General features: G+C 73.1%; 13 protein-coding genes. 6 read left to right on the top strand and 7 right to left on the bottom strand.

Going from position 1 to position 9,695, the window contains the following annotated elements:
- Positions 1-179: 179 nt before the first annotated feature.
- The 7 genes from DEJ05_RS16770 to DEJ05_RS16740 are packed head-to-tail and all read right to left on the bottom strand — an operon-like array spanning position 180 to position 4,619.
- Positions 180-854 carry a hypothetical protein gene (locus tag DEJ05_RS16770; protein WP_111111157.1) on the bottom strand — a complete coding sequence of 225 codons (675 nt, stop codon included), beginning with the start codon at positions 852-854 and terminating at the stop codon, positions 180-182.
- Between the two features lie 2 nt (positions 855-856).
- Positions 857-1,255 carry a PLDc N-terminal domain-containing protein gene (locus tag DEJ05_RS16765; RefSeq protein ID WP_111030808.1) on the bottom strand — a complete coding sequence of 133 codons (399 nt, stop codon included), beginning with the start codon at positions 1,253-1,255 and terminating at the stop codon, positions 857-859.
- On the bottom strand, positions 1,252-1,929 hold the full coding sequence (locus DEJ05_RS16760; RefSeq protein WP_146245131.1) for a hypothetical protein: 678 nt from the start codon (positions 1,927-1,929) through the stop codon (positions 1,252-1,254). The genes DEJ05_RS16765 and DEJ05_RS16760 overlap by 4 nt, the downstream gene beginning before the upstream one ends.
- The gene (locus tag DEJ05_RS16755; RefSeq protein ID WP_181440753.1) at positions 1,926-2,366 is read right to left on the bottom strand and encodes a molybdenum cofactor biosynthesis protein MoaE; all 441 of its coding nucleotides are present in this window, start codon (positions 2,364-2,366) and stop codon (positions 1,926-1,928) included. Before DEJ05_RS16755 ends, DEJ05_RS16760 begins: the two co-directional genes overlap by 4 nt.
- Positions 2,363-2,875 (bottom strand): molybdenum cofactor biosynthesis protein B, encoded by a 513-nt coding sequence (locus DEJ05_RS16750; protein WP_111095490.1) that lies wholly within the window; start codon positions 2,873-2,875, stop codon positions 2,363-2,365. Before DEJ05_RS16750 ends, DEJ05_RS16755 begins: the two co-directional genes overlap by 4 nt.
- On the bottom strand, positions 2,872-3,360 hold the full coding sequence (gene moaC / locus DEJ05_RS16745; RefSeq protein WP_111105181.1) for a cyclic pyranopterin monophosphate synthase MoaC: 489 nt from the start codon (positions 3,358-3,360) through the stop codon (positions 2,872-2,874). The genes DEJ05_RS16750 and moaC overlap by 4 nt, the downstream gene beginning before the upstream one ends.
- Positions 3,357-4,619 (bottom strand): molybdopterin molybdotransferase MoeA, encoded by a 1,263-nt coding sequence (locus DEJ05_RS16740; protein WP_111111155.1) that lies wholly within the window; start codon positions 4,617-4,619, stop codon positions 3,357-3,359. The genes moaC and DEJ05_RS16740 overlap by 4 nt, the downstream gene beginning before the upstream one ends.
- Positions 4,620-4,726: 107 nt before the next feature.
- Between DEJ05_RS16740 and DEJ05_RS16735 the strand changes: the two genes are divergently transcribed.
- The 6 genes from DEJ05_RS16735 to DEJ05_RS16710 all read left to right on the top strand — a co-directional run bounded on the left by DEJ05_RS16735 (position 4,727) and on the right by DEJ05_RS16710 (position 9,565).
- Positions 4,727-5,665: an MTAP family purine nucleoside phosphorylase gene (locus tag DEJ05_RS16735; protein ID WP_111111153.1), complete on the top strand. Its 939-nt coding sequence runs from the start codon at positions 4,727-4,729 to the stop codon at positions 5,663-5,665.
- Positions 5,662-6,732, top strand: a complete 1,071-nt coding sequence (locus DEJ05_RS16730) for an NAD(P)-dependent oxidoreductase (RefSeq protein WP_111030820.1) — start codon at positions 5,662-5,664, stop codon at positions 6,730-6,732. The genes DEJ05_RS16735 and DEJ05_RS16730 overlap by 4 nt, the downstream gene beginning before the upstream one ends.
- Before the next feature lie 384 nt (positions 6,733-7,116).
- Positions 7,117-7,866 carry a glycosyltransferase family 2 protein gene (locus tag DEJ05_RS16725; RefSeq protein ID WP_027465082.1) on the top strand — a complete coding sequence of 250 codons (750 nt, stop codon included), beginning with the start codon at positions 7,117-7,119 and terminating at the stop codon, positions 7,864-7,866.
- Entirely contained in the window at positions 7,863-8,534 is a 672-nt protein-coding gene (locus DEJ05_RS16720) for a DUF2064 domain-containing protein (RefSeq protein ID WP_111111151.1), read from the top strand. The genes DEJ05_RS16725 and DEJ05_RS16720 overlap by 4 nt, the downstream gene beginning before the upstream one ends.
- Positions 8,531-9,193, top strand: coding sequence for a bifunctional 2-polyprenyl-6-hydroxyphenol methylase/3-demethylubiquinol 3-O-methyltransferase UbiG (locus DEJ05_RS16715; protein WP_071406012.1), 663 nt, complete (start codon positions 8,531-8,533; stop codon positions 9,191-9,193). The genes DEJ05_RS16720 and DEJ05_RS16715 overlap by 4 nt, the downstream gene beginning before the upstream one ends.
- A gap of 126 nt (positions 9,194-9,319) precedes the next feature.
- Positions 9,320-9,565, top strand: coding sequence for a hypothetical protein (locus DEJ05_RS16710; protein ID WP_110864358.1), 246 nt, complete (start codon positions 9,320-9,322; stop codon positions 9,563-9,565).
- The last annotated feature ends 130 nt before the right edge of the window (positions 9,566-9,695 follow it).

The raw sequence follows: 9,695 nt of genomic DNA, 5'->3' as shown, positions 1-9,695 counted from the left end.
GTGCGGGGCGGGTTGCTGGGGTGGCGGGTGGGTGGCGCGTGGCGGGCTCGTCGCACGGTGCGCGCTTGTTCGAATGGTGCGAGGTTGCCCGCTCGGTGCGAGCCTGTAGCGGCACACGGAGCGCGCAACCTCGCACCACCCGACAGACCGCGCACGGTGCGATGGCCTGGAGGCCCGGGTCAGCTCGCGGGGGCTGGCTCGGCTCCGGCGCGGGGCTCGGTCTCCTGCAGGAACGCTCGCCACTGCTTCCGCTTGCTGACGGTCCAGAGCAGCATCGCGAGGAAGAACACGGTGAGGAGCGCGTACAGCAGCCCGAACAACGTCGCCCAGTTGAGCAGGAACTGCGCGAACGCGAACGGCGTCCATCCGAGGGCGAGCCAGAACGTCGATGTCGATTGACCGAGCCGACGGCCGGCGAGTGCGACGAGCGCGGTCCGGTGCTGCGGATCGGCGGGCTGCTGCCCACGAGCCATGCGCTCGGTCCGTCGGCGGACGGCACGAGGAAGCCCGAGCATCGGGTCGGACAGCGCGCTCTGGAACTGTCCACCGCCCCGGACGATTGCGGTGACCCAGCAGACCGGGCCAACGATCATGAGCGGGACGATGACGAAGAACGCCCAGCCCGGCAGGCCACTTCCGGTCGAGGGCAGGTCGAAGCGCGGCAGGTGTTCGGCGCTCAGCCACCCGGCTGCAACCGCGGCGACGACGGCCAGCACGATCCAGATGACCCGCCGGACCATCGAACGGCGGACACGCGGTCCGACTGGCGCCCCCGCGAGACGGTCCTCCACCTGCTGCCAGGTCTCCTCGGAGACCGTGGCTCCGGCGAGCTCATGCGGGGCCGGCGTGGACACGATCAGCTCGCGGGAGCGGTGTCGCCCTCGCCCGCGGCATCCTTCGCGCGCTTCAGGCGTGCCTGCGCCTCCCAGTACTCGATCTCGCGCTCGAGCTCGGCGAGCTCCTGCTCGGTGCCGGTGACGCGCTTGGCTCCGTGGGCACTGCGGGCGTCGCCGAGGGTGGCGTACCGGTCCTCGTGGCGGGTGGGCTCGATGTACCGACCGTGGTTCCGTTCGCCCGGAGCCCAGTCGTGGCCGATGGCGAACCAGACGATGCTGCCGACGACGGGGACCAGGATCACGAGGATCACCCACGCGATCTTCGGCAGGCCGCGGATCTGGTCATCCGTCTTCGTCAGGATGTCGATCAGGGCGAAGACCAGCAGGATGACGGTGATCCCGGGCAGCAAGACGCTCATGTTCGCGATTCTATGGATCCGCTTGGAGTCTCACCATGCCCCGAACGAGCGTCCCGGTTGCGAAGGTGCACAGGGTCGGCGTCGAGGTACCGGCGGGCGAGCACCGCGGACCGTGCCGTCAAGGCGAACTGCCCCGCGGCGGCGATGCCGCCCGCAACGGCGAAGGGCCAGAACGCGCCACCGGCGAACGTGATCGCAGACCACACGATCACGAACCCAGCCAGACTGGCCAGTTCGCCGCCGCCGCCCAGTTCGACCGCCCTCGCCTGCACGACGATCCGGCGGTCCTCCGGCGCAGCTCGTCGCCCGGTCGCCGCCTCCGTCACCGCGCGCTGTTCGCGTTGCTGTAGCGGCGCGAGCACCGGCGCACGACGAGCTTCCGCGCCGTTCCGTCTCCGGCGGATCAGGACCCGAACGGCGTCGCCGAGACCGATGACGAAGCCCAGTGCGGTGACGACGCCGGCAACTGCGAAGCGAGCGTCCGATCCGGCGGGCACGGCGATCGCCGCGATGCACAGCGCCACCAGCACCAGCCCGATGGCCACGACGAACCCGAGGACCGGCGTGCCGGGTGTCCGGGTCTGCGCGAGGAGCAGGCGTGCACGCTCGTCAACTTCGGCCCAGCGTCGCCCTGCCGCCGCGCGCTCAGTGTCGGTCTGGGCGGCGGCGGTCACAGCGCCGCGACCCACTCATCCGTCCCGTCGGTGAACCGCTGGTGCTTCCAGATCGGCACGCGCTCCTTCACGAGGTCGACCAGGGCACCGCACGCGGCGAACGCCTGCGCCCGATGCGACGACGACACCGCTGCGGCGAGCGCGACGTCCCCGATGCCGAGCGCCCCGACCCGGTGCAGCACGGCGATCCGGACGTCGGGGTGGTCCTCGGCGATGGTCCGGGCGACCTCGGTGATGACCTCGCCGGCACTGGGGTGCTGCTCGTAGTCGAGCGCGGTGACGCCCTTGCCACCGTCGTGGTCACGGACGATGCCGGCGAAGGTCACCACCGCGCCGTCCTGTTCGGTGGCCACCACGGCTGCGACTTCGTCGACGCTGATGTCGCGGTCGACGACGTCGGCGAGCACGACCCGTGCGGCGGTCTCAGTGCTGCTCACGAGGCGCTCCGCGGGGCGTGGCCCTCACCGTGCACCTGTGCGACCACGTGGTCGAGTACTCCGTCGAGCACGGCGAGGCCGTCGGACACCCCACCGCGCGACCCGGGCAGGGTGACGAGCAGACAGCCGGCGTTCGTGACCCCGGCGACGCCGCGGGTGAGCAGGGCGGTGGGGCCGGCACCCGCGAGTCCGCGTCGACGGATCTCCTCGGTGATGCCGGGCAGTTCGAGGTCGATCAGCCCCGCCACCGCCTCGGGGGTCCGGTCGGTCGGGGTGACCCCGGTGCCGCCGGTGGTGATGACGACCCGGGCGTCGGCCAGGAGTTCCGCGGTGATGGTCTCGGTGATCGCGCCGCCGTCGGGGACGATGATCGGGTCGCTCGTGGTGAACCCGTGGTCGCGCAGCCAGTCGGCGATGACGGGTCCGGTGCGGTCGAGTGCGGGGTCGGCGGCGGCCTGCGTGGACACGACGACGACGGCGGCCCGGCCCCTGGTCGGCTCGGCGGTCATCGGTTGCTCCAGTCCCCGGAGCGTCCGCCGTGCTTCTCGAGCACGCGGACGTCCGTGATCACGGCCGCTCGGTCGACGGCCTTCACCATGTCGTACACCGTCAGGGCGGCGACGCTCGCCCCGGTCAGGGCTTCCATCTCGACGCCGGTGCGCGAGGTCGTGCGGACCGACACCTCGATCAGCACGCGATCGTCGGTGCCGGTGATGTCGACCTGCACGCCGGCGATCGGCAGCGGGTGGCACAGCGGGATCAGGTCGGAGGTCTTCTTCACCGCCATGATCGCGGCGATCCGGGCGGTGCCGACGACCTCGCCCTTGGGCAGCGAGCCGTCGAGGATGCGTGTGACGACGTCGGGACGGGTGACGACGGTGGCGGTGGCGGTGGCCGACCGGTCGGTGACGTCCTTCGCGGAGACGTCGACCATGTGCGCGGTGCCGTCAGCGCGGACGTGCGACAACTGGTCAGCGGCGGACGGGTCGGTCATCGGAGGCTCCAGACGGTCAGGGGGTCGCCGACCTCGACGGCGTCGACCCCCACGGGGACGTGCACCAGGTGGGTGGCGGCGGCGTAGTGGACGAGCAGGTGCGAACTCGGCCCACCGACGAAGTGCACGGCACCGTCCTGCACCCGGCCGCGACGGACCTGGTGCTTGCCGACGGGTGAGCCGGCAGCGGACGCCGCCGGCAGGACCTGCGTGGGGCGGTCCGGCGTGAGTCCGACAGCGGCAGCGAGCAGCGGGCGCAGGAACACCTCGAACGAGACGAGCGCCGACACCGGATTGCCGGGGAAGGACACGACGGGCACGGCGCGACCAGCACGAGCGACGCCGTCGGCTCCGAACACGACGCTGCCGAACGCCTGCGGCCCACCGGGCTGCATCGCGACCGGCGTCACCGCGAGCCCCCGGGGTTCGAGCGCCTGCCGAACGACCTCGTACGCCCCGGCGCTGATGCCCCCGGTGGTCAGCACGAGGTCGGCCCAGTCCCCCACGGCTGCATCGAGGGCCCGGTCGAAGGCAGCGACGTCGTCGGGCACCCGGACGGCCCGTGAGTCCGCACCGACCTGGGCAAGGGCTGCCCGCAGCGCGATGCCGTTGGCGTCACCGATGGTCGCCGCGTCCGCGTCGGCACCCTGCAGCTCGGACCCGGTCGACACGACGAGGACCCGCAGTGGTCGGCGCACCGACACGGTCGTCACCCCCGCAGCAGCCAGCGCCCCGAGCAGCGCCGGCGTGACCGCGGAACCGGCCGGAGCGAGCTCGGCGCCGGTCGGCAGGTCGCTGCCGGTCACCCGCACGAAGGTGCCGGCGGTCAGGTCAGCGGGCACCGTCACCCGGAGCAGCTCGAGCGCCGCCGGGAACGCGCCGGGCTCGGTCGCCTCGACCGGGAACACCGCGTCGGCGCCGGTCGGGATCCGTGCACCGGTCATGATCGGCGCGGCCGTGCCGCGTTCGAGCGGTTCGGGCGCCACGCCGGCCGGGATCGGGGCGACGACCCGGACGGCCTGCCCCGCGTCCGCAGCCCGCACGGCGAACCCGTCCATCTGACTGTTGTCGAACGGCGGCAGCGGAACGGGCGACGCGACGGGAGCAGCGAGCACGCGGTGGGCGAACCCGACACGCGCACCGGCGCCCGCGCCCACACCGGCGAGTTCGTCGAGCGGCAGTTCTTCTGCTCCGAGGCCCGCCACCACCGGCGCGAGCAACGCCGCCAGGTCGTCGCGGTGCTGACCGATCGTTCGCACAGGTGCCTCCGAACAGGGGGTTGGTGGCGCCGCTCCCGGTTCGCCCGGTGGCGCCGTCAGTAGCGTATCCAGCGCGCAGCCCGCGCCGACGACCAACCGGAGGACCTGTGGAGAACGACGAAGCCGTGACGATCGGTGTCATCGGAGGCTCCGGCCTCTACCAGCTGTTCGAGGAGGGCACCGCCGACGAGCTCGACGTCCCGACCCCGTTCGGCCCGACGTCGAGCCCGATCAGCATCGGCACGATGGCCGGACGACGGGTCGCGTTCCTGACCCGCCACGGCCGTGAGCACTCCGTGGCCCCGCACCGCATCAACCACCGTGCGAACGTCTGGGCGCTCCGTTCGCTCGGCGTCCGCGCGATCGTGTCCTCGAGTGCCGTCGGCGGCCTGCACCCCGACTACGCCCCGGGCACCTTCGTCGTGACCGACCAGCTCATCGACCGCACCTGGGGCCGCGCCGACACGTTCTTCGAGGACGACGTGCAGCACCTGTCCTTCGCCGACCCGTTCGACCCGACGCTCCGCCGTGCGGCGATCGACGCCGTCGCCGGACTCGACGTGCCGTTCCGTCCGACCGGCACATGCGTCGTCATCCAGGGTCCCCGGTTCTCCACCCGCGCCGAGTCCGTCTGGCTCCGCCAGGCTGGCGGCCACACGATCAACATGACGATGACGCCCGAGGTCCCCCTGGCCGCCGAACTCGGCATCGCCACCGTGAACCTGTCGTTCGTCACCGACGCCGACGCCGGCCTGGCCCCGACCGAGGACGAAGCCGCCGCCGCAGCCGCAGCCAGCGGCCCCGACGTCGACGACGCCGGAGCCGTCGTCACCCACGCCCTCGTCATGGAACGCCTCGCCCGCGCCAACGAGGTCATCGTCCGAGCCATCGGCCAGATCGTCGCCGCGATCCCCGCCGACTTCACCCCGCGCGAGCTCGTCCCGACCAGCGCGAGCGCCAGCATCATGCAGGCCCAGCCGACCACGGGTGTCACCGCCACGAAGGCCCAGCCCGCCTCCACCAGCACCACGGGTGCCACCGCATGAGCCGCCTCCTCGTCACCGGCGGCGCCGGCTTCATCGGCTCCGCGATCGTCCGCCGCGCCCTGGCCGACGGCCACGAGGTCCGCGTCCTCGACTCCCTGCGCGACGACGTGCACGGCGACCCCGCCGAGGTCATCCGCGCCCACCAGCAGCAGGGCATCGCGTTCGTGCACGGCGACGTCCGCGACCGGGTCGCCCTCGACGCCGCCCTCGACGGCATCGACGTCGTGTGCCACCAGGCGGCCAAGGTCGGCCTCGGCGTGGACTTCCAGGACGCCCCCGACTACGTCTCGTCGAACGACGCCGGCACCGCCCACGTCCTCGCCGGCATGGACCGGCACGACATCGGCCGGCTCGTCGTCGCCAGCTCGATGGTCGTCTACGGCGAGGGCGCGTACACCACCGCCTCCGGCGAACCCACCCGTCCGCCGGCCCGCCGCCGCGAGGACCTCGACGCCGGCCGCTTCGACCCCATCGGCCCCGACGGTCAGCCCCTGCTGCCCGGCCTGATCGACGAGTCCGCCGCGCTCGACCCCCGCAACGTGTACGCGCAGACGAAGGTCGCGCAGGAGCACCTCGCCTCCAGTTGGGCCCGAGCCACGGGGGGCCGCGCGATCGCGCTCCGCTACCACAACGTCTACGGACCGGGCATGCCTGCGAACACCCCCTACGCCGGTGTCGCGTCCCTGTTCCGCTCGGCACTGGCCCGCGGCGAGGCACCCCGCGTCTTCGAGGACGGCGCCCAGCGACGCGACTTCGTGCACGTCGACGACGTCGCCGGCGCGAACGCCGCTTCCATCGCAGCGACCGCCGACCTGCCGTCGGACACGTTCCGCGCGTACAACGTCGGCTCCGGCACCGTGCACACCATCGGAGACATGGCCGCCGCGATCGCCGGACCCGACGGCCCGCAGCCGGTCGTCACGGGCGAGTACCGCCTGGGCGACGTCCGCCACGTCACCGCGAGTTCGGCGCGCATCGCCGCCGAGCTCGGCTGGCACGCCGAGGTCGACTTCGAGGCCGGCATGCGCGACTTCGCGACGGCACCGCTCCGCAGCGCCGTCCGCTAGCCGGAACGCGTGCGCGAGCGGCGCACCGCTGGCCGCGCCTGAGAGCGCGACCAGCCACCGGACGGGAGGCCCGTGACGGCCCCGCCCCGCGCCTCCCGTCCGCAGCCACCGCCCCCAGGGCCACGCGAGACGCCGTCGTGTCGGCACCACGCCCCCGGGTGCGCGAGACGCCGCCCCATTCGGCGGCGTCTCGACGACACGACGGCGTCTTGCGCAACCACTCGCGGACCCACACACGCACCCTGTCCCCCGTTCTGGGGACCGAGCGCAGACCGGACGCGCTGAACGACCATGACCCGGCAGTTTCCTGTACCCCGCAGCGCGTCGTCGTGTTGTGTCGAGTGCATGCCAGGACAGACCCGTCGATCCGACCGACCGCACCGAATGACGGACATGACTGTCGACGTGATCCTGCCGTGCCTCGACGAGGCGGACGCCCTGCCGAAGGTCATCGCACGGCTCCCCACGGGCTACCGGGCCATCGTCGTCGACAACGGATCGACCGACGGATCGGCTGACGTCGCCCGCGCCCACGGTGCCCTGGTGGTGACGGAACCCGTCAAGGGCTTCGGTTCGGCCTGTGCCGCCGGGGTCGCCGCGGCGACCGCCGACTTCGTCGCCTTCTGCGACGCCGACGCCTCGATGGACCCGGCCGAGCTCCCGCCCCTGGTCGACCGCGTGGCCAGTGGCCGCGTCGACCTGGCTCTCGGCCGCCGCGTCCCGACGGGCCGCGGTGCGTGGGCTCCGCACGCACGCTTCGCGAACCGCGTCCTCGCCGTCCTCATGCACCGCGCGACCGGCTACCGCCTGCGCGACCTCGGCCCGATGCGCGTGATGCGCCGCGAGGACCTCGTCTCCCTCGACCTGCGCGACCGCCGCAGCGGCTACCCGCTCGAGATGGTCCTGGCCGCGCACGCCGCCGGCTGGCGCGTCGACGAGTCCGACATCGGGTACGCGCAGCGCATCGGCGACAGCAAGGTCACCGGCACGCTCCGCGGCACGATCAACGCGGTGCGGGACATGTCCCGTCTGCTCCGTGCGTACCGCCGGGAGGCCCGTGTCCGGGTCGTCGCGCCGGGACCGCTCCGCCAGGCGGCCGAGTCCACCCCCGTGGTCGAGGAGGCCCGCTCGTGACCGCCGACCCCACCCACGTCCACGCCGGCGACGCTTCGCGCACCGACGTCACCGTCGCCGTCGTGGCGAAGGAGTGCCTGCCCGGCAAGGTGAAGACCCGGCTGACGCCGGCGCTCTCCCCCGAGGGCGCCGCACGCGTCGCGTCCGCGAGCCTCGCCGACACCCTGGCGACCGTCCGCGCACTGCCCGCGGCACGCCGGGTCCTGTTCTTCGACGGCGACGTCGTGCCCGCCGCGGCCGACGGATTCGAGGTGCTGCACCAGCCCGGTGGCGGCCTGGACGAGCGCCTCGGGTTCCTGTTCGACGCCGTCAACGGTCCGCTGCTGCTCGTCGGCATGGACACCCCGCAGGTGTCCACCGCGGACCTCGCCCCGGTGTTCGACGACGCCGCCCGCGATGCCTGGTTCGGCCCAGCCGAGGACGGCGGCTTCTGGTCGCTGTACCTCCGACAGCCCACCGGCGACCTGCTGCGCGGCGTCCCCATGTCGCGCGACGACACCGGAGCCGTGCAGCTCGCACGCCTGACCGACGCCGGACTCGACGTGGGCGTGCTCGGCGAATTGCTCGACGTCGACACCATGCCGGACGCCGAGCGGGTCGCCGACCTCGCACCCGATTCCGACTTCACCCGGGCACTCCGTGCCGAGACCGTGGGGAGCACCCGATGACCATGCACGCACCCGTCTCGTTCGGTGCCGGCGGCGGCGAGCCGTACGCCCGTGCGCTCCGCACCGACGGCCACCTGCGCCTGACCGACGCCGACCGCCCCGACGCCGTCACCACGATGGACGTCGGCCGCTGGAGCGCCGCCGCCGACCGTGTCGACCGCTCGCTGCTCGACGACGTCGACGGCGGGGTCATCGACATCGGCTGCGGCCCGGGTCGGATGCTCGTCGCCGCACGCTCCCGGGGCATCCCGGCGCTCGGCGTCGACGTCTCCGCCGAGGCCGTCGCCATCGCGCAGCGCTCCGGCGGCACCGCCCTGCAGGGTTCCGTGTTCGACGCCGTGCCCGACGAGGGCCACTGGGACACCGCGCTCGTGATCGACGGGAACATCGGCATCGGTGGCGACCCCACGGCCCTGCTCGCCCGTTGCCGCGAGATCGTACGAGCCGGTGGCCGGGTCATCGTGGAGACGAACCCCGAGGTCACGGCCGACCGCGTGTACACGGCCCGGGTGGTCGACGCCGACGGCAACGAGAGCGCCGGATTCCCCTGGGCCGAGGTCGGCCTCGACGCCCTGCACCGGCACGCGGCGGAAGCCGGACTGGTCGCGCGGCAGAGCTGGACGGCCGAGGGCCGGAACTTCTGCGAGCTGCTCGCCTGAGCCTCCGACGCGCGCTTGTTTTGCATCATGCAAGACAAGCGCGTAGAGTGGTGGTCATCCAGCCGACGGCGTCGCGGTCGCCGGCTCGGTGACCTGCGGACCTCGGCACGACGACGAGGAGCACCCATGCAGAACCGTCAGAACCCCCTGGGCGGCGCCTACGTGACCGGCCTCGAAACCCGCGCCGAGCTCGGCGCCTTCACCGGCGACGCGACCCGCAGCCCGATCGGCAGCTACACCGGTACCGGCACCGGCCGTGCACTCGGCCGCTTCGTCGACACGCAGTTCCGCCGTCCCGGCACCGCGACGTCCTCGACGCGCACCGTGACCGGTTCGTTCCGCACGGCGACGGGTTCGTTCCGCACCGCCTGAGGCACCTGCCTCCACAGACCGCGAGCGGTCGTCCACCCCGGGGGTCCCCCCTCAACCCGGGTGGGGCGGCCGCTCGCTCGCGTTCCCGGCCTCTGGTGCACTTCCCCCGAACGCGCCAGGGCGGCCGATG

Source organism: Curtobacterium sp. MCLR17_045, from assembly GCF_003234405.1.
In the GTDB taxonomy this organism is placed as follows: Bacteria; Actinomycetota; Actinomycetes; order Actinomycetales; family Microbacteriaceae; genus Curtobacterium; species Curtobacterium flaccumfaciens.
The sequence above is the reverse complement of the archived record's forward strand: the minus strand, read 5'-3'. Positions and strand labels throughout refer to the sequence as shown.

Excerpts from the sequence above, each read along its gene's own strand:
- DEJ05_RS16750 (WP_111095490.1), bottom strand. The coding sequence starts at position 2,875 with ATGACCGCCGAGCCGACCAGGGGCCGGGCCGCCGTCGTCGTCGTGTCC.
- DEJ05_RS16725 (WP_027465082.1), top strand. The coding sequence starts at position 7,117 with ATGACGGACATGACTGTCGACGTGATCCTGCCGTGCCTCGACGAGGCG.
- DEJ05_RS16710 (WP_110864358.1), top strand. The coding sequence starts at position 9,320 with ATGCAGAACCGTCAGAACCCCCTGGGCGGCGCCTACGTGACCGGCCTC.
- moaC (WP_111105181.1), bottom strand. The coding sequence starts at position 3,360 with ATGACCGACCCGTCCGCCGCTGACCAGTTGTCGCACGTCCGCGCTGAC.
- DEJ05_RS16765 (WP_111030808.1), bottom strand. The coding sequence starts at position 1,255 with ATGAGCGTCTTGCTGCCCGGGATCACCGTCATCCTGCTGGTCTTCGCC.
- DEJ05_RS16715 (WP_071406012.1), top strand. The coding sequence starts at position 8,531 with ATGACCATGCACGCACCCGTCTCGTTCGGTGCCGGCGGCGGCGAGCCG.
- DEJ05_RS16730 (WP_111030820.1), top strand. The coding sequence starts at position 5,662 with ATGAGCCGCCTCCTCGTCACCGGCGGCGCCGGCTTCATCGGCTCCGCG.